Origin of the sequence: Providencia sp. 2023EL-00965 (genome assembly GCF_033550225.1) — a bacterium.
In the GTDB taxonomy this organism is placed as follows: Bacteria; Pseudomonadota; Gammaproteobacteria; order Enterobacterales; family Enterobacteriaceae; genus Providencia; species Providencia manganoxydans.
In genome coordinates, this window is sequence record NZ_JAWUEH010000014.1 from 74,591 (window position 1) to 93,087 (window position 18,497).

20 protein-coding genes are annotated in these 18,497 nt (G+C 38.5%); 16 read left to right on the forward strand and 4 right to left on the reverse strand.

The annotated features are described in order from the left end of the window. The first annotated feature begins 123 nt into the window (after positions 1-123). From SC428_RS16855 to SC428_RS16920, 14 genes are all read left to right on the forward strand, one after another. On the forward strand, positions 124-1,251 hold the full coding sequence (locus SC428_RS16855) for a hypothetical protein (RefSeq protein WP_318708996.1): 1,128 nt from the start codon (positions 124-126) through the stop codon (positions 1,249-1,251). Next, on the forward strand, positions 1,241-1,909 hold the full coding sequence (locus tag SC428_RS16860) for a glycosyltransferase family 32 protein (RefSeq protein ID WP_318708998.1): 669 nt from the start codon (positions 1,241-1,243) through the stop codon (positions 1,907-1,909). Before SC428_RS16855 ends, SC428_RS16860 begins: the two co-directional genes overlap by 11 nt. Beyond that, the gene (locus SC428_RS16865; RefSeq protein WP_318709000.1) at positions 1,906-2,700 is read left to right on the forward strand and encodes a hypothetical protein; all 795 of its coding nucleotides are present in this window, start codon (positions 1,906-1,908) and stop codon (positions 2,698-2,700) included. The genes SC428_RS16860 and SC428_RS16865 overlap by 4 nt, the downstream gene beginning before the upstream one ends. Continuing rightward, the gene (locus SC428_RS16870; protein WP_318709002.1) at positions 2,675-3,520 is read left to right on the forward strand and encodes a hypothetical protein; all 846 of its coding nucleotides are present in this window, start codon (positions 2,675-2,677) and stop codon (positions 3,518-3,520) included. Before SC428_RS16865 ends, SC428_RS16870 begins: the two co-directional genes overlap by 26 nt. Positions 3,521-3,540: 20 nt before the next feature. Beyond that, on the forward strand, positions 3,541-4,707 hold the full coding sequence (locus SC428_RS16875) for a nucleotide sugar dehydrogenase (protein ID WP_140179879.1): 1,167 nt from the start codon (positions 3,541-3,543) through the stop codon (positions 4,705-4,707). 15 nt (positions 4,708-4,722) lie between these two features. Next, the gene (locus SC428_RS16880; protein ID WP_239605898.1) at positions 4,723-5,469 is read left to right on the forward strand and encodes a glycosyltransferase family 2 protein; all 747 of its coding nucleotides are present in this window, start codon (positions 4,723-4,725) and stop codon (positions 5,467-5,469) included. A gap of 15 nt (positions 5,470-5,484) precedes the next feature. Beyond that, positions 5,485-6,432, forward strand: coding sequence for an NAD-dependent epimerase/dehydratase family protein (locus tag SC428_RS16885; RefSeq protein ID WP_219370288.1), 948 nt, complete (start codon positions 5,485-5,487; stop codon positions 6,430-6,432). 51 nt (positions 6,433-6,483) lie between these two features. After that, positions 6,484-7,629, forward strand: a complete 1,146-nt coding sequence (locus tag SC428_RS16890) for a polysaccharide export protein (protein ID WP_412544745.1) — start codon at positions 6,484-6,486, stop codon at positions 7,627-7,629. Between the two features lie 5 nt (positions 7,630-7,634). Beyond that, entirely contained in the window at positions 7,635-8,063 is a 429-nt protein-coding gene (locus SC428_RS16895; RefSeq protein WP_166687048.1) for a protein tyrosine phosphatase, read from the forward strand. 34 nt (positions 8,064-8,097) lie between these two features. After that, a complete protein-coding gene (locus SC428_RS16900; RefSeq protein WP_318709019.1) occupies positions 8,098-10,176 on the forward strand; it encodes a polysaccharide biosynthesis tyrosine autokinase in 2,079 nt (692 codons plus the stop codon). A 9-nt stretch (positions 10,177-10,185) separates the two neighbouring features. Next, entirely contained in the window at positions 10,186-11,211 is a 1,026-nt protein-coding gene (galE, locus tag SC428_RS16905; protein WP_318709021.1) for a UDP-glucose 4-epimerase GalE, read from the forward strand. 147 nt (positions 11,212-11,358) lie between these two features. After that, positions 11,359-11,862: a tRNA (uridine(34)/cytosine(34)/5-carboxymethylaminomethyluridine(34)-2'-O)-methyltransferase TrmL gene (trmL, locus tag SC428_RS16910; RefSeq protein WP_070929916.1), complete on the forward strand. Its 504-nt coding sequence runs from the start codon at positions 11,359-11,361 to the stop codon at positions 11,860-11,862. Positions 11,863-11,943: 81 nt separating this feature from the next. Next, entirely contained in the window at positions 11,944-12,198 is a 255-nt protein-coding gene (locus SC428_RS16915) for a type II toxin-antitoxin system Phd/YefM family antitoxin (RefSeq protein ID WP_318709024.1), read from the forward strand. After that, entirely contained in the window at positions 12,191-12,451 is a 261-nt protein-coding gene (locus SC428_RS16920) for a Txe/YoeB family addiction module toxin (RefSeq protein ID WP_318709026.1), read from the forward strand. The genes SC428_RS16915 and SC428_RS16920 overlap by 8 nt, the downstream gene beginning before the upstream one ends. 108 nt (positions 12,452-12,559) lie before the next feature. On the opposite strand, the gene cysE is transcribed toward SC428_RS16920, so the two are convergent. The 4 genes from cysE to SC428_RS16940 all read right to left on the reverse strand — a co-directional run bounded on the left by cysE (position 12,560) and on the right by SC428_RS16940 (position 15,440). Further along, on the reverse strand, positions 12,560-13,381 hold the full coding sequence (cysE, locus tag SC428_RS16925) for a serine O-acetyltransferase (protein ID WP_070929913.1): 822 nt from the start codon (positions 13,379-13,381) through the stop codon (positions 12,560-12,562). A 22-nt stretch (positions 13,382-13,403) separates the two neighbouring features. After that, a complete protein-coding gene (gpsA, locus tag SC428_RS16930; RefSeq protein WP_140179828.1) occupies positions 13,404-14,432 on the reverse strand; it encodes an NAD(P)H-dependent glycerol-3-phosphate dehydrogenase in 1,029 nt (342 codons plus the stop codon). A gap of 8 nt (positions 14,433-14,440) precedes the next feature. Further along, positions 14,441-14,908, reverse strand: coding sequence for a protein-export chaperone SecB (gene secB, locus SC428_RS16935; protein ID WP_140179830.1), 468 nt, complete (start codon positions 14,906-14,908; stop codon positions 14,441-14,443). 94 nt (positions 14,909-15,002) lie between these two features. After that, positions 15,003-15,440: a rhodanese-like domain-containing protein gene (locus tag SC428_RS16940; RefSeq protein WP_070929911.1), complete on the reverse strand. Its 438-nt coding sequence runs from the start codon at positions 15,438-15,440 to the stop codon at positions 15,003-15,005. Between the two features lie 704 nt (positions 15,441-16,144). Here SC428_RS16940 and envC point away from each other — a divergent pair. Further along, entirely contained in the window at positions 16,145-17,437 is a 1,293-nt protein-coding gene (gene envC / locus SC428_RS16945; RefSeq protein ID WP_140179832.1) for a murein hydrolase activator EnvC, read from the forward strand. A 38-nt stretch (positions 17,438-17,475) separates the two neighbouring features. Then, positions 17,476-18,468 (forward strand): divergent polysaccharide deacetylase family protein, encoded by a 993-nt coding sequence (locus SC428_RS16950; RefSeq protein WP_318709030.1) that lies wholly within the window; start codon positions 17,476-17,478, stop codon positions 18,466-18,468. The last annotated feature ends 29 nt before the right edge of the window (positions 18,469-18,497 follow it).

Consider the following 18,497-nt stretch of genomic DNA (forward strand, 5'->3'; position numbering starts at 1 on the left):
TGAAACAATAATTTTAAATTTGCTTAGCATTATGGAAAACATATGAGAAATTAGAATCATTAAATATAACAAAGGATAATAAAACATTATTTTTCAATAGCAAAACTCCAAATGGAGCCATTGATGAAAAAAAACAAGTTAAAATTAAAATTTAATTTAAATAAAACTATTTATACTATATTAATGTTTATTTCTGGAATGTTTTTTTCTTTTTCAACTCAGATTTCTTATCTGAAAAATGATTATGCCTATCTATTTTTACCCTTGTTGATATGTTCTATATTAATGTTATTCATGGTTGTGGCATTAAGTAACCCCAAAGATATAAAGTTAAATATAAACAAACCAAATGTGATTTTGTTTTTTATTTCAATATCAACATTCTTATTCAGCACAGTAATTTCTCATTACGATTATATTAACCTTAGAGATGCTTTTATTTTTTATTATTTATTATTTACCGCCATACTAATAAATGTAATAATATTAAAAAACAATACTCTATTGAGTATATACATATATGGTTTACTCAGTCCACTATTGATAACAATAATTTTTTCATTAGCTGAAAGTGTTTCTCCACCTATTAGTGGTTACTACACAAACCCTAATTCTTTAGGATTGATTTCTTCTTTTAGTTTATTATGTACTATTTTATTACTATGTGAAAAACAGAATTTATCTGTAAAAAACTTAATATTCAACTATACTCTAATTTTAATATCATTACTAGCATCAATATTAAGTTTATCTAGGACTTCTATATATTCATCCATTCTAATCTTATTTTTATTTTTATTAATTAGAATGAGGCTAAATATACTTAAGTGGTTCTTTATTTCCATATGCCTAGTATTCATATGTTATATTCTAAATGATTTACTTTTATCCTCTTTAACTGGTATTATTAATAAAACGAATAACAACTCTAATTTAGTTAGTGGTCGCGATATTATAGCAGCATATTATTGGGATCAAATTAATGCGTATGGTGCAATATTTTTTGATAATCGCTATCCTGTTGATAATACTTATATTAAATTATCTATAAAGTATGGATATATTCCGGTAATTCTATTTTTATTATTCATATTAAAAGTTTCATTTTCATCATTAAAAAAACCTCAACTACTACTCAGTTTAACGTTATTCTTTCTTGTATCCACAATGGAAACTATTTATTTTTCAGTTCCATTTATGTTGTTAATAATTTTTGCATTTAAAAGAGAAGTAAAAGAAAATGATACCTAAAATATTACACCTAATATGGGTTGGTGATAAAGAAATTCCAGAGTTATATAAAGCATGCATCAACTCTTGGGAAAAATATGCACCTAAAAAAGAATATAAATTAATGTATTGGAATAATGATACATTGCCCACAGATGACCCTTTTATTTCAAATATGTTAAAAAAGAAAAAATATGCATTCTTATCTGATTATCTAAGATGTAAAGTACTATTTGAGTACGGAGGAATCTACTTAGATGCTGATATGGAATTAATTTCATCATTGAATTCATTATTATTAAATGAGTGTTTTTTAGGGTATGAGAGTCTGGGTCGAGTAGCTAATGGTATAATGGGAGCTGTACCACAACATTGGTTTTTAAAAGAGTTATCTGAAGAAATATCATCTAGTGAAACATTTAAAGCAATCCCACTGCATACTACTAATTTGTTATTACGTCATGGATTAATCGATACATCTAACTCAGTAAAAGATATAACTATTTATCCAAAAGATTATTTTTATCCATATAACCCCTATGACCCAGATAAAAAAACAAAGCAATTACTATATAGCGATATAACTAAAAACACTATAGCAATTCATCATTGGGCTAAGAATTGGGAAATAAGTTTTCTAGATAAATCTATAAGCAAACTACGAAGGTTATTTAAATGAAGTATATTATAGGTTCAGGCTGGTGGTGTTCTAATAGTAATATAAATAATAGAGATGTTCTCTTCGGTGATAATAACATTCGTTCAGCTCAATTTCATTATGACTGGATTAATTCAGTAAATGTTAATACTACACCTGATAGAATATGTATTATTGATAGTAATTCTCCTATAAAACCGCCTATAGATATAAATAATGATAAAATTATATTTATCTCGCTAAATGAAAACGGAGGTCACTCAACAAATCATACTGGTAAATATTCTGGCTGGATGCGTTCTGTATTACAATCAATGTCTTATGCTCAAAATTGTAACTGTGATTATTACATCTATGTTGAACAAGATGTTCTATTATCTGGAAAAGGTATAATTGAACATTGCATAAAAAGCATGAAAAAACCATATATGTTTGGCAAATGTAATACATTTAAAAATCCACTACAGCAATCCTTTTTTATTATAAGAAAAGATTATATTGATATATTTTTATCCAATTTATATTCTATTAAATACACTGATAATCAAATAACCCCTGAAAAAAAATTTGCACTAGCTTCCTCTCGCTTTTTCAAAATAATACCCAAGTATTTATTCATATCCCCTAATAATAAATTTCTAAAAAAATTAACATGGCGTGTGCAAAATACTCTATGTAAATTTATAGGTAATTACCAATACCTCCCAATAGGATATGGTCGAGACAGGCCTATTATCTTCTCTGATGATTACTATTATTTTCAACATGCAAGCAAAGAAGAAATTAATGAATATTATTCCAGAAAAAATTAAACTAATATATTTATCAATTATAAGTCAAATATATTTTTCTTTCGAACGAAGAGATTCAAAAACTGTTAGTTCCTCAAGTTATATTATATCCCTTACATCTTATTCGGGTAGATTTAAATCCTTACATTTAACGATTGAATCATTATTGCAACAATCCTTGCCACCAAAAACAATTTTTCTTTGGTTAAGTATGGACGACATTAATAATAATAATGGTATTCCTAAAAAAGTTTCCAAGCTAGAAAAAAGAGGTTTGATAATTAAAATAAAAAAGGGAAATATACGTTCTTATAAAAAACTATCCTATATAAAAGAAATTTTATCACCTGATATAAGTCATGTTATAACTGCGGATGATGATATTTTATACCCCAGATATTGGGCTGAAAGTCTAATCAATAAAAGTATAAAAAATAACTGTGTTTCCTGTTTTCGAGGCCATAATTTTATAGTTAAGGATGATATATATAATTACAAATGTGCAATGAAAAATAATACATCATATGATTTACCATCATTTAATCTAATCCCTACTGGTTGTTCTGGAATTGCATATCCGAAAGAAGCGATTTCAGATTTAGTCTCTGATGCTTCTTTATTTAATACACTAGCGCCTGATACAGATGATATTTGGTATAAAATGATGACGTTAGATCGTAATTTCAAATGCTGTAGAGTAAATAAACATAACGTCCATTTTCCTATTATTCTTAGCTCATTAGGAGATTCATTATTTTCTAAAAATGTACATAAAAATCATAATGAAATAAATTTAGAAAAATGCATATCTTATTTCCATTTTAAACATTATTTTAAGTAGATTTTACTGGGGAATATACTTTGAAAATAGCAATAGCAGGTACAGGCTATGTGGGTCTGTCTAACGCCATGTTACTGTCACAAAACCACGAAGTAGTGGCCGTCGACATCGTGCCTGAAAAAGTGGCGATGCTGAACAATAAGCAATCGCCGATTATCGATACCGAAATTGAACAGTTTCTGCGTGAAAAAACACTCAATTTCCGTGCCACCCAAGATATTGTTGAAGCCTATACGGGCGCACAGTATGTGATTGTTGCCACACCGACTGACTATGACCCGAAAAGCAACTACTTCAATACCAAGTCAGTTGAATCAGTCATTCATGATGTGCAGAAAATTAACCCAGCAGCCACCATTATTGTTAAATCCACCATCCCTGTTGGCTTTACTGAGCGCCTGCGTGAAGAGTTTGGCTACACCAATGTGATTTTCTCCCCTGAATTTTTACGTGAAGGCCGCGCGCTGTGGGATAACTTGTACCCATCACGCATTGTGGTGGGTGAACGCTCTGAGCGAGCGGAAATCTTTGCGGATTTGCTGCTCGAAGGCGCTATCAAAAAAGATGTCCCTGTGCTGTTTACCGATGGCACTGAAGCAGAAGCGATTAAATTATTCGCCAATACTTACTTAGCGATGCGTGTGGCCTATTTCAATGAATTAGATACCTATGCAGAGAGCCGTGGCTTGAACGCACGTCAAATCATCGAAGGGGTGTCTTTAGACCCACGTATTGGCAGCCATTATAACAACCCTTCATTTGGTTACGGCGGTTATTGCTTGCCGAAAGACACCAAGCAGCTACTGGCTAACTATGACGATGTACCGAATAACCTCATTAATGCGATTGTGGAATCTAACCGTACCCGTAAAGACTTTATTTCGGATGCGATTATTGCCAAAGCACCGCGTAAAGTCGGGGTATATCGCTTAGTGATGAAAGCGGGTTCGGATAACTTCCGCGCCTCGGCGGTACAAGGTGTGATGAAACGCATCAAAGCCAAAGGCATTGAAGTGATTGTGTATGAGCCGGTGCTTAAAGAGGACGAATTCTTCCGCTCCAAAGTGTATCGTGATCTTGAAGCATTCAAAGCCGATAGCGATATTATTTTAGCCAACCGGATGGTGCCTGAACTCGAAGATGTCGCAGAGAAAGTGTATACACGTGATCTATTTGGTAACGATTAATTTGGTAATAAACCCATGTCTGATGCCTCTACTCAAGAATTAGTTTCTATTATTATGCCCTGTTATAATGCAGAGCAATATATTAAAGAATCTATTAATTCTGTAATAAATCAAACCCATAAGAACTTCGAACTGATTATTGTTGATGATTTATCTACAGATCGCTCTATTGATATTATAAAATCATTTAATGATGACAGAATAAAATTAATTCAATTAACCCAAAATGGTGGAGCTGGCGTAGCTAGGAATGCAGGTATAGAAGCTGCACGGGGACGGTTTATTGCTTTTCTCGATAGCGATGATTTATGGCGACCGAATAAGCTTGAAATACAATTAAAACATATGCTTTCTGGTAACTACCCTCTTTCTTATACTCAATATCAGAAATTCACTCAAGAGGGAAAAGGTAAACTCGTTATCCCACCAAATACCGTCACATATAATGAATTACTCTACTGCAATGTGATTGGATGCTTAACTGCTATTTATGATACGAAAATAGTAGGCAAACAGTTTATGCCTCTCATTCGAAAAAGGCAGGATATGGGTCTATGGCTAAAAATATTATCACAAGGCCACACTGCTTATTGCTGTCCTCAAGTACTTGCTGACTATCGCACTGATTCTGGTATGACTCAAAATAAACTTGATGCAGCAAAGTATCAATGGAGATTTTATCGCCAAGAATTAAATTTCAATATTATTAAATCAACAAAATATTTTATTGGTTATGCTATTAAAGGCGTTATCAGAAAATAATACTTAGGATTAATTATGTTAACTATCATCGGTGGATCCGGTTTTATTGGAACCCGTCTCTCCAATCAATTAAAATCTCAAAATATCGACTTTAAAATTGTTGATATCCAAAAAAGTGAAGCTCATCCTGAAAAATGGGAATTTGGTGATGTCACTAAACCAGAAACGCTTATCGAACCACTAAAAGGGACTGACGTCATTATCAATTTATCTGCTCAGCATAAAGATAATGTTCACCCTATTAGCCTTTATTATGAAGTAAACGTTGATGGAGCTAAAAATGTTTGTGATGTCGCTGAACAACTTGGTATTAAACATATAGTATTTACTTCTTCCGTAGCTGTTTATGGCTTTGTCGAAAAAGAAACTGGCGAAGATGGTGAGTATCATCCGTTTAATGATTATGGTAAATCAAAGTTAGAAGCCGAATATGTGTATGATGCTTGGCAGGCTAAATCAGCGAATCACACTCTTGTTACGATACGACCAACAGTGGTTTTTGGCGAAAATAACCGAGGTAATGTCTATAACCTATTCCGCCAAATTGCATCAGGTCGTTTTTTGATGATTGGTAGTGGTAACAACCAAAAATCGATGGCGTATGTTGAAAATGTTGCTGCATTTATCCATTTTGCAACTACCTTCACTGAAGGTAAGCACGTATTCAATTATATTGATAAACCTGACTTCACCATGAATGAGCTCACTACCGTTATCTGTAACGCACTAGATAAACCTAAATCAAATATTCGTATTCCTTATCCTATTGGGATCATGGGTGGATATTGTTTTGATATTTTATCTAAAATTACTGGTAAAGAATTTCCAGTAAGCAGCATCAGGGTGAAAAAATTTTGTGCTAGAACGCAGTTTAAATCAAATTATATTGCAGATACCTCTTTCAAGGCACCAGTGACACTTGAAAAAGGTATTGCTAATACTGTTCAATATGAATTCAAATAAATTAAAATATTTTCTTTTATCATCATCTTGCTAAAGGGATCGCGAGTGTCTATGAAACGCCTTTCTATTGCTGCACTAATGCTTACAGCATTAACCGGCTGTACCGTTACCCCTGGTGTCTATATGTCCACATCAGGCAAAAATGTCGTCGACACTGGCGATCGTGATATCTCTAAATTTGTGGATATCTATCCGATTTCACCAAAACTGTTAGATGAGATGTACGTGGCTCCAGTGATCGCCAAACCAAACCCTACCCTTGAAAAGCAACTTTCAACCTATGAATACCGTGTGGGAGTGGGTGACGTATTAACCATCACCGTTTGGGATCATCCTGAATTAACTATTCCAGCGGGTTCTTATCGTAGCGCCGCCGACTCAGGTAACTGGGTTCATTCCAATGGCACCATTTACTACCCTTATATCGGTAACGTGAAAGTTGTTGGCAAAACGCTGTCGGAGATCCGTAATTTAATCAGCAGTAAACTAGCTACCTATATTGAATCACCGCAAGTGGATGTCAGTATTGCGGCATTCCGCTCACAAAAAATGTATGTTTCTGGTGAGGTCGCAAAACCAGGTACATTGCCAATTACCAATATCCCTCTGACCGTTCTGGAAGCCTTTAATAATGCGGGCGGCCTCACCGAAAAAGCCGATTGGGATAACGTCGTGCTGACCCGTAATGGCAAAGAAATTAAACTCTCATTGCAATCATTGGTACAGTATGGCGATATGACCCAAAACTACCTAATGATCCCAGGCGATACACTTTATGTACCACGCAACGACGGGCAAAAAGTATTTGTGATGGGTGAAGTCGGCCAGCCAAATACCCTAACTATTGACCGTGCAGGTATGAGTATCACTGAAGCACTGAGTAAAGCCGGGGGTACCGATCAAACAACCGCTAATGCAACCGGTGTGTTTGTTATCCGTCCAATTAAAAACCAAACCTCTGGCGATAAAGAACTTGATGCGTTGCTACCGAAAAAAATGGCAGCGGTGTATCAGTTAGATTTATCGGATGCCACGGCAATGGTGATGGGTACAGAGTTTAAACTACAACCATACGATCTGGTCTATGTTACCGCCGCGCCTGTGGTACGTTGGAACCGTCTGATCACTCAATTACTACCAACCATCGCGACCTATAATCAGTTAACTGAAGGTACAAAACGTATTCACGACTGGTAATCGTCATGTTTAACAATATCCTAGTTGTTTGTATGGGTAATATTTGTCGCTCCCCCACAGGGGAGCGTTTATTACAGGCCCATTTCCCCAATAAAAAAATACACTCTGCTGGCATTATTGCCAAAGACGATCGCCCCGCTTATGACAGTGCCATCCGTATCGCACAGCAACATGATCTCTGTTTAGACAATCATCAATCACGACGTTTAACCAGCGAATTATGTAAAGAAGCAGACTTAATCCTAGTGATGGAAAACGATCATATTGATAGGATCCATCAACAGTTTCCCGAAACTCGTGGCAAAGTCATGTTATTCGGCCAATGGCTTAATAAAACCGAGATCCCAGATCCACATAAACGCAGTGATGAAATGTTTGAACATGTTTATCAACTGATGGAAAAAGCCGTTATACAGTGGCAAGGGAAAATTTAATTTTAATTTTGGAAGGCTTAGCATTTAACTGATTATGAACACGACAAAAAATAGCTCCCCTGCCTCGGACGAGATCGATCTGCTGGCACTTTTTAAAGTATTAAAGTCTAGTTATCTTAAAATTGGCTTTTTTACCCTGTTTTTTATTTTGCTTGCAGCAGCTTACAGTTTTTTAGCGACTCCTATCTATCAAGCTAATGCGACACTGCAATATGACAAAGCCAGCCAAGTTTCTCTTGTTGACCAAATGAGTGAAATGATGCCATTAGCCAGCAGTGGTGGCCAAGTCGATTCCGAAATTGAAGTCATTAAGTCACGAATGGTGCTGGGCAAAACCGTGACTAACCTGAATTTAGATACTCAAATCGCACCAGCAGGCTTTTTTGATAAGCTGTGGGGTGATAAAACCGATGCTGTCGTGGCTCTCTATTTAGTTCCTGAAGACTTTATTGGAAAGCCTGCGACGTTGACCTATTTGGGCGATAACAAATATTCTCTCAATATTGAAGGTCAAATTCTTGAAGGCACCGTTGGTATTCTCTTAAAACAAGACGATATTAGTTTATTGGTTTCATCCTTAGTTGCAGAGGTTGGTCAAGAATTTACCTTAGTTAAAAATGCGCGTTATTCAACCATTGAAAATCTACGTAACACTTTAACTATTGCCGAAGTGGGTAAAGGAACCGGTATTATCAATATGGCCATTAAAGGTGCCGATAAAACCGAAAACGTGCAAATCTTAAACAGCATTATTCAAAATTACGTCGACCAAAATACCGAGCGTAAAAAAGAGGTCACGAATAACACCTTATTATTCTTAGATGAATATCTGCCTAAGATTAAAACCAAGCTGGATAACTATGAAAACCAGCTAAACACTTTCCGTAAAAAGAATGAATCTATCGACTTATCATTAGAAGCCAAATCCGCCCTTGATAGTGCTTTGCAAGTCGAAGAAAAGTTAAATGAACTCACCTTTAAAGAAGTTGAAATTCAGCAATTATATACACGCAACCACCCAGCTTACCAATCACTGCTTGATAAGCGCCAGCAGCTGTTACGTGAGAAAGAGAAAATCAGTAAAGCGATTCAAAAACTGCCAAATACTCAACAACAAATTGTTCGTTTAACCCGTGATGTAGAGTCTGAACAAGCTATTTACAATCAATTAGTGGCAAAACAGCAGGAACTGAGTGTATTAAACTCAGGGATCACCGCTGATGTGCGTATTATTGACTCTGCCGAATCTCAACCGAATGCCGTAGCACCTAAGAAAGCATTAATCTTAGTATTAGCTGCAATACTCGGCTTTATTGTGGGTTGTGCATATGTGATTGCTCGTGAGTTCTTTAATAATAAAATTAAAGGCACTGAGGATATTGATGCACTGGGCATCAACGTCTATGCCACTATTCCTTTCTCTAGCTATGAGAAGAAATTAATTGCAGAAGGTAACAAGCACCCACTCGCATTAGAAAACCCTGCCGATACGGCGGTTGAAGCCATTCGTTCTTTACGTACTAGTGTTTATTTCTCGGTCATGAACCAAGGTAATAATCTGGTTATGGTCACCAGTGCTTCACCGGGTGTAGGTAAAAGCTTTGTTACCTCCAATATGGCGGTGGTGCTAGCAAATGCAGGCAAAAAAGTATTGTTAATCGATACTGACTTACGTAAAGGCCGTATCCATAAAGCCTTTGGATTAAGCAATAAATTAGGTCTATCCGATTATCTCTCACAATCAGATACTAGCCAGCCAAATATTCATAACAGTGTGATTGAAAACCTCGACGTGATTTGTCGCGGTAAGAATGTCACGCACTCTTCTGAATTGCTGATGAGCGAGCGCTTTAAACGTTTACTTGATACAGTGAAAGGTCAATACGATATCGTCGTGATTGATACTGCGCCAATACTGGCAATCACCGACTCAGCTATTATTGGTAAGTACGTTGGTACCTCATTGCTTATCGCTTACTACGGTGTAAATACCGTAAAAGATGTCGAGCTATCACTCAAACGCTTTAAGCAAAACGATATCGAAATTACGGGTGTGATCTTAAATGGTATCGATGCCAAGTCAGACGATTATAATTATGTTTATGAGTACTAGGAAAGTACAATGAAAAACGCAAAAGTATTAGTCACTGGTGGTCTTGGCTACATTGGTAGCCATACCTGTGTACAGATGATCGAACAAGGCATGCAGCCAATTATTTTAGATAATCTCTGCAATGCTAATCCTGAAGTACTAAATCGCATTGAAACCATTACTGGCACTAAACCTATTTTCTACGTCGGTGATGTACGTGATAGCAAAATTTTAGATACCATTTTTGCTGAACATAAAATTGCATCGGTGATTCACTTTGCAGGGCTAAAAGCAGTGGGTGAGTCAGTTCAAAAACCGATTGAGTACTATGACAATAATGTTAATGGTACTTTGGTTTTAATCACATCAATGCAAAAAGCGGGTGTAAAAAGCCTCATTTTTAGTTCTTCCGCGACGGTGTATGGTGAACCTGAACATATTCCATTAACCGAAGAAGCTTCTGTTGGTAACACCAATAGCCCTTATGGTACCAGCAAGTATATGGTTGAGCGTATCTTAGCCGACTTAGTGATTTCCGATCCGATGTGGTCGGCAGTACTCTTGCGTTATTTCAATCCTGTTGGTGCACATAATTCAGGCTTGATGGGTGAAGATCCTAACGGTATCCCAAACAATTTAACGCCATTTATCGCTCAAGTTGCTGTTGGTCGTCGCCCTGAACTCACTGTATTTGGTGGTGATTATCCAACTAAAGATGGTACCGGTGTTCGTGATTATATTCACGTGATGGATTTAGCTGACGGCCACATTGCTGCCTTGGAGCATGTTAGCCAAAAAGCAGGGTTGCATATCTATAACTTAGGTACTGGTGCAGGAACAAGTGTATTCGAAGTCATCGCCGCATTTGAAAAAGCAGTAGGCAAACCCATTCCTTATAAGGTGGCTGAACGCCGCCCTGGTGATATTGCTGAATATTGGTCAACACCAGCAAAAGCACAACGTGATCTTGGTTGGACAGCTAAATACTCAATTCAAGATATGGCGAATGACGTGTGGCGTTGGCAATCGCAAAACCCCAACGGCTATAAAAAGTAATTGTCACTGTTCATAATCACACTAAAGCAGGCTTAATTTTCAGCCTGCTTTTTTATTTGCATCATTTAAATGCAACTTCTTTCATTTACGCGTAAAATCCCTGTCCATTGTTTTCTTTAACCATGCTGTTCACTACAGCCATTCGTTATGCCACATATCGTTTTATTCGAACCTGAAATTCCACCCAATACGGGTAATATTATTCGTCTTTGCGCTAATACAGGCTTTAGCCTGCACCTGATCCACCCGTTAGGCTTTACTTGGGATGATAAACGTCTACGCCGAGCAGGCTTAGATTACAGTGAATTTGCTGATATCAAACATCATCATGACTATTTTGCTTTCTTAGAAAGCGAAGGGCTCAATCCAGATAATAATCAGTCTGCAACGGGTGCCCGTGTGTTTGCTTTAACCACCAAAGGTAAGCCAAGCCATAGCAATGTGAGCTATCAACAAGATGACTATTTGATGTTTGGGCCAGAGACGCGTGGATTGCCACCTTACGTACTCGATAATATGCCAATCGAGCAAAAAATTCGTATCCCAATGCTAGCAGATAGCCGCAGTATGAATTTATCTAACTCTGTTGCGGTAGTGGTGTTCGAGGCATGGCGGCAGTTGGGTTACGCTGGGGCATTATTACGCGACTGAGTCAGTAATTATGCTTTACTTGAACTTCCCTCATCACACGATTATACTTGTACAGAATTCAGTACAAGTATTGGAGGGTAAATGAAAACCATTTCATTCAGTGATGCAAGAAGTAATCTAAAAGCAGTATTAGATAGGGTTGTTGATGATGCAGATACAACTATCATCACTCGTCGTGATTCAGAGGATGCTGTGGTTATGTCTTTAGAATATTACAATAGCCTTATGGAAACGATTTATTTATTACGCTCACCAGCAAATGCCGAACATCTAAATAAATCAATCGCTCAATTTAAAGCTGGTCAAGTAAAGAAAAAAGAGCTTATAAATGAGTAGATTTTTAATATGGACTGACCAAGGATGGGAAGACTATCTATACTGGCAAACCCAAGACAAAAAAACGCTCAAACGCATTAATAAGCTCATTGATGATACTAAAAGAACCCCCTTTTATGGGATAGGAAAACCAGAACCACTAAAAGAAAACTTAGCTGGCTTCTGGTCTAGACGAATAGATGAAACAAATAGGCTCATTTATTCAATAGACGATGAAGGTTTAACTATTATTGCTTGTCGTTATCATTATTAGAAGATTCAATAACTTCTGATGCAGTAACATGAAACAATTCATCTGAATGGCGATTATATTCATCCAAACCTTTTAACAGCGCCAATTCAGACAAAATAATTACCTTTCTCAAATCCCATCACCATCTTCAAAACCATAAATCGCGCCATTAAAGTTCTGATCCATCTCAAATGATGGCTTATCGCTATTGGGTTTACCGACAATACGTGCAGGTACCCCTGCAACGGTCGTATGAGGGGGAACTGGATGAAGTACCACAGAGCCTGCGCCAATTTTCGCACCGCGACCAATCTCAATATTCCCCAAGATCTTCGCTCCTGCACCAATCATCACCCCTTCACGAACTTTAGGATGGCGATCGCCACACGTTTTACCCGTACCGCCCAATGTTACTGATTGCAATATCGAAACATCATTTTCAACGACAGCGGTTTCACCGATAACAATGCCTGTTGCATGGTCAAGCATGATGCCACAGCCAATACGCGCAGCGGGGTGAATATCAACGGCAAAAGAGACGGAAACTTGGTTTTGTAGATAGATAGCGAGTGCTTGGCGGCCTTCTTTCCATAGCCAATGACCAATACGATAGGCTTGCAGTGCGTGGAAACCTTTTAAATACAAAAGTGGCGTCGAGTACTTATCCACTGCGGGATCACGTAAACGCACAGCGGATAAGTCCATAGCAGCAGAAAAAATCATTTGTTCATCATTACGATACGCTTCTTCAACAATCTCCCGCACTTCCATCGCTGGCATAATTGGGGAGCTGAGTTTGTTGGCTAACATATAACTCAGTGCACTACCTAAGTTATCGTGTTTTAGCAGCGTTGCATTGAAAAAACTGGCTAACAGCGGTTCACAATCAGCAAGTGATTTTGCTTCATCTTTAATAAACCCCCAAATCCTATCCAGTTCTTCACGCGACATAATAACTCACTTAATTTTTCGTTTAGTCCTTTGACGTTGGCGTATGCGCAATTTCATCTTTGGTTGCTCGGCCTAATAAGGCTTGCGCTGCCTCTAACACATTTTTATGACAATAGAGGATTTGATAAATTTGCTCCGTGATCGGCATCTCAACACCCGCACGTTCAGCTAATGCTTTCACTTCTTTGGTATTACGATAACCTTCCACCACCTGCCCGATCTCTTTTTCAGCTTCAGCCACACTCACGCCGTTACCTAGCATCATACCGAAACGGCGGTTACGTGATTGGTTGTCAGTACAGGTTAACACTAAATCACCTAAACCTGCCATGCCCATAAAGGTGGAGGGGTCGGCACCTAAAGCAGCACCCAATCGACTCATTTCTGCAAGGCCCCGTGTAATCAAGGCGGTACGTGCATTAGCGCCAAAGCCCATACCATCAGAAATACCAGCACCGATGGCGATCACGTTTTTCACGGCACCACCAAGTTGCACACCAATCATATCGGGGTTTTTGTATACACGGAAACTTTTGCCACAATGGAAAAGTTGTTGCAGTTCATCGCCAAACTGGCTGTCAGTTGCCGCAATTGAGATAGCAGTAGGCATACCTGCCGCTAATTCTTTAGCAAATGTGGGCCCAGATAGCACTGCAAGTGGAATTTCATTACCTAATACCTCACGCGCCACATCTTGTAATAAGCGCCCAGTATCTCGTTCCAAACCTTTGGTTGCCCAAATAATACGTGAACCTGTTTGGAGGTAAGGTTGGATCTGCTTAAGTACATCACCAAAAACATGGCTTGGTACTACAATCAAGATATTAAGACTCGCTTCGACGGCGCTTTTTAGATCCGTTTCCAGCGATAAACTATCAGGGAAAGAAACACCAGGCAAAAACGCCTGATTACTACGTTCTTGTTGTAATTTTTGGATATGCTTAGGGTCATGACCCCATAGCACGACCTGATGGCCATTACGCGCTAACGTAATCGCTAAAGCGGTGCCGTAAGAGCCGGCACCGATCACTGTCATTGAAGCAGTATTCATTAAGCGTCCTATTGAACTTCTGTGTTCTGCGCTTCTTCACCTTGCTGCTGTTGTAGGTAGTTCATGAACAGAGCATCAAAGTTGACTGGCGCAAGGTTCAGTTGAGGGAATGTACCACGACCCACCATGCTAGTGATTGCTTCACGTGCATATGGGAACAGAATGTTCGGGCAGTATGCACCTAGGCAATGTGCCATTTGTGTGCCTTCAATACCTTCGATAGAGAAAACACCTGCTTGTTGCACTTCACACAGGAATGCCGTTTCTTCACCGAGTTTTGCAGTCGTTGTCACGCGCAAAACAACTTCGTAAACACCTTCAGTCAGTTGAGTTGAAGAAGTATCTAAATCAAGTTTAATTTCTGGCTGCCACTCATGTTGGAAGATGTGTGGTGCGTTAGGTGCTTCAAATGAAACATCTTTTGTATAGATACGTTGGATCTGAAATACCATTTCTGAGTTGTTTTGTTCTGACATAATGTTAATACCTTTTAACTTCCGTATGAGTTTGACTATATATACTCACATACTCGTAAAACAAGAGAGTATCGAGCTATATCAAGCAGATAAATTACTTCTTACCACGCGCTAATGGTAGGTTTTCACCTGACCAACCAGCAATCCCTTCTTTCAGGACAAAGACTTTTTCAAAACCGTGTTGCACTAAATGCTCAGCAGGTTTGCCTGACTCCATGCCACTTGCAGAAACAACAATCACCGGTTTTTGTTTATGTTTTTCTAACTCACCTAAATTATTATCTTTAATTTCAGAAGGTGTTAAGTTGATAGAATCAATAATGTGTCCCTTGCGGAAATCATCACGAGAACGTAAATCCACAATGACTGCCTCTTCTTTATTAATCAGAGCAATCGCCTGCGCGCGAGTGATTACTTTTGACTTAGAGAACAAACCTTTAAAGGTCATTACGACCACCGCGACGAGCAGCGCTATCCAAACCAGACTCAATAACATGTTCCGGCTGACAAATTGCATGATTTCTTGGATCATGGGGGGCAATCACTCCCGTTAGTTAAAAATGAATATCAAAGGGCTCAGAGTATACCTTTGTGTTGAGCTAATTACAGCCAGTTAGCGCAAACTAGATTGATTTTTTTGCGAAACGCTACGCAGAAACGGTCTTTTTTCCAACAAAAACGTCATTTATACTCTAAATAATTAATGTGCAGTTAGGCAACAAATGAACCAGTCGCTAGACGCATGCCTAAGTAGGTCGCTGACTCAGGTCACCATGCCTTAACCAACGGTGCTGCAACTTGAGCTATAAAGAGTATCACTCTCAATATAGACCTATAATCCATCCTATCACAAACCCATTGCGCCTCAAAAAATCACGGATAAGGAGGATCTATTCTCGGTTTAGCTAAAATTTAGCCCATAATATTTGATTTAATGATACTAATTAGCGAGATAAGCGATACAATCAATTATACTCTAGATCATTCTAGGTGAGGCTAGGCGATAAGTAAGCGTAGTCACTTCGACTTCAACGAAAAGCGCTACAACATGAAGTATGGCGGGTATAGATTAAAAAATAATGGCAGCGAAACCATAGCTAACCTGTCATGTTAAATCACAGTGTAGCCTTTTGGTTTATCACTGTTTATTTTATAAGATTCAGAATTGGGCACTGGTAACCATACCTATCAGATGAAATAATTAGCTATCGTATTTATTCGAGGTTTTCTATCAGAATGGCCAATATATATAACCGGATGAAAATAACCTTTATTCGTCAGGCTATTACCTCAGCACTGTTTGCTTGTGGATTAATAGCGCTATCGCCAACTCAGGTGATGGCGGCCAATCAGATCACCCAAAATAAAGATCAGCTACAAAGTTTACTGCAAAATATCGCTGAAAAAGAGAAAAGCGTCAAAGATCAACAAGCAAAACGAGCGGCGTTGCTTAATCAGCTTCAACAGCAAGAAAAAAATATTTCAGCGGTAGGTCGTGGGCTTCATGAAACACAAACTGAATTAAAACAATTAGATAAAGAAATATCTACCTTAAATAGTAATATTACGCGCCTACAAAAACAAAAAGCCGCACATGAAAAACTACTGGCTGAACAACTCGATTCTGCATTCCGTTTGGGTAAACACCAAGGTCTATCACTATTTTTAAAAGGTGAGGAAGGCCAACGTGAAGAGCGGATCCTCGCTTATTACAGTTATCTTAACCAAGCCCGTGAAAAAAATATCAAACAACTGGAAGAAACAACGCTTGAACTCAATCAGCAAAAGCAGCTAGAACAGAAAAAACAAGCTGAGCAAAAAGCCGCGTTAGCCAAACAGCAGCAAGAAAAACGCAAGTTGGATAATGCTCAAGCGGCTCGTAAGCAAACACTTACTGCGCTTGAAAGTACGTTAAAAGAAGATCAAAAAAATCTCGCTGTGATGAAACAAAACGAGTCCCGACTGCGTGATAAAATAGCTCGAGCAGAGCGTGAAGCCAAAGCGAGAGCGGAACGTGAAGCACGTGAAGCGGCGCGTATTCGTGCAGAAGTTGCCGAAAAAGAACGTAAAGCGAAGCAAACTGGTACTTCTTATAAACCATCCGAAAGTGAGCGTTCACTCATGTCGCGAACTGGGGGACTTGGTCGCCCAGCGGGGCAAGCTTTGTGGCCAGTTCGAGGGCAAACGCTGCATAATTATGGCGAGGCAATTTCAGGCGAGCTGCGCTGGAAAGGCATGGTTATTGGTGCCAATGAAGGTACCCAAGTGAAAGCGATCGCCGATGGTCGTGTTTTACTGGCTGACTGGCTGCAAGGTTATGGTCTGGTTGTGGTGGTTGAGCATGGTAAGGGTGACATGAGTTTATATGGCTATAACCAAAGCGCACTGGTTAATGTAGGCCAAGAAGTGCGCGCGGGTCAGCCTATTGCATTAGTGGGAAGTAGTGGTGGTCAGGAACGCCCTGCACTGTACTTCGAAATTCGCCGGCAGGGTAAAACAGTTAACCCTCGCCCTTGGCTAGGTCGATAGACAACAAAATAGCCGAAAAAATTGTTAGGAAAATAAATATGTTGAAACACCAGCCTTCTAAGTTACTCATTGGTTTATCGTTGTTAATGGTGACTCTTCAGGCTAGTGCGGCAAAATTAGCGATAGTCATTGATGATTTTGGCTATCGCACTAAAGAAGATAACCAAATACTAGCACTACCAACACCTATTACTATTGCCATTCTTCCTGACTCCCCTCACGGTAAACAGGTTGCCACAAAAGCACACCAGCAGGGCCGAGAAATTATCATTCATATGCCAATGAAACCATTGAGCAAACAGCCGTTAGAGAAAAATACCCTAGCGCCTTCAATGAGTGCAAAAGAAGTTGATCGCATCATTAAACGCGCCATTGGCCAAGTGCCTTATGCAACCGGTATGAATAATCATATGGGCAGTGAAATGACATCGAGTCTTTCAGGCATGCGCAATGTAATGGGCTCACTTTCTCAGTCTAATTTCTTTTTTTTAGATAGCGTCACTATCGGTAATACTCAAGCCGCGAATGCAGCAAAAGAGTTTGGTGTCCCTGTTGTTCGTCGAAACATTTTTCTTGATAATCATCAATCAGAAGAAGAAACTCGCATTCAACTTAATAAGGCCGTTGCCTATGCACGTAAAAATGGCAGTGCCATTGCAATTGGCCACCCACACCCATCGACAGTACGTGCATTACAAAAATATTTACCACAACTGCCAGCAGATATTGAATTAGTCGCGGTTAGCGCATTACTGAATGGTCATGAAACGCCAAAACAAGACAAACCGCTGAAAATGCAGCCTGAACAGCCAAAACCATTGCCTAATGACCCCCCTGTAATACCAAAAGATAAGCATCCTCAGTTGATCCATGTGGGGACTTGTGAATTTGAATTGTCAGAAAATCAAACGGTTAAATTAAGTGGTATTCAGTTTTTAATGTCAGTGGTTGAATCTCTTTATCAAGACAAAACGTTACAGCCATTATTATTAAACAGTAAAAAACCCCTGTTTTCTCAACAAAAACCATAGACCGCCTAACGGATTGCTGCCATTAAACA

Coding starts and splice junctions, on each gene's coding strand:
- trmL (WP_070929916.1), top strand. CDS start 11,359: ATGCCACATATCGTTTTATTCGAACCTGAAATTCCACCCAATACGGGT.
- SC428_RS16865 (WP_318709000.1), top strand. CDS start 1,906: ATGAAGTATATTATAGGTTCAGGCTGGTGGTGTTCTAATAGTAATATA.
- cysE (WP_070929913.1), bottom strand. CDS start 13,381: ATGTCGCGTGAAGAACTGGATAGGATTTGGGGGTTTATTAAAGATGAA.
- gpsA (WP_140179828.1), bottom strand. CDS start 14,432: ATGAATACTGCTTCAATGACAGTGATCGGTGCCGGCTCTTACGGCACC.
- SC428_RS16940 (WP_070929911.1), bottom strand. CDS start 15,440: ATGATCCAAGAAATCATGCAATTTGTCAGCCGGAACATGTTATTGAGT.
- galE (WP_318709021.1), top strand. CDS start 10,186: ATGAAAAACGCAAAAGTATTAGTCACTGGTGGTCTTGGCTACATTGGT.
- SC428_RS16895 (WP_166687048.1), top strand. CDS start 7,635: ATGTTTAACAATATCCTAGTTGTTTGTATGGGTAATATTTGTCGCTCC.
- SC428_RS16950 (WP_318709030.1), top strand. CDS start 17,476: ATGTTGAAACACCAGCCTTCTAAGTTACTCATTGGTTTATCGTTGTTA.
- SC428_RS16890 (WP_412544745.1), top strand. CDS start 6,484: ATGAAACGCCTTTCTATTGCTGCACTAATGCTTACAGCATTAACCGGC.
- secB (WP_140179830.1), bottom strand. CDS start 14,908: ATGTCAGAACAAAACAACTCAGAAATGGTATTTCAGATCCAACGTATC.
- SC428_RS16900 (WP_318709019.1), top strand. CDS start 8,098: ATGAACACGACAAAAAATAGCTCCCCTGCCTCGGACGAGATCGATCTG.
- SC428_RS16860 (WP_318708998.1), top strand. CDS start 1,241: ATGATACCTAAAATATTACACCTAATATGGGTTGGTGATAAAGAAATT.
- envC (WP_140179832.1), top strand. CDS start 16,145: ATGGCCAATATATATAACCGGATGAAAATAACCTTTATTCGTCAGGCT.
- SC428_RS16870 (WP_318709002.1), top strand. CDS start 2,675: ATGAATATTATTCCAGAAAAAATTAAACTAATATATTTATCAATTATA.
- SC428_RS16915 (WP_318709024.1), top strand. CDS start 11,944: ATGAAAACCATTTCATTCAGTGATGCAAGAAGTAATCTAAAAGCAGTA.
- SC428_RS16880 (WP_239605898.1), top strand. CDS start 4,723: ATGTCTGATGCCTCTACTCAAGAATTAGTTTCTATTATTATGCCCTGT.
- SC428_RS16885 (WP_219370288.1), top strand. CDS start 5,485: ATGTTAACTATCATCGGTGGATCCGGTTTTATTGGAACCCGTCTCTCC.
- SC428_RS16920 (WP_318709026.1), top strand. CDS start 12,191: ATGAGTAGATTTTTAATATGGACTGACCAAGGATGGGAAGACTATCTA.
- SC428_RS16855 (WP_318708996.1), top strand. CDS start 124: ATGAAAAAAAACAAGTTAAAATTAAAATTTAATTTAAATAAAACTATT.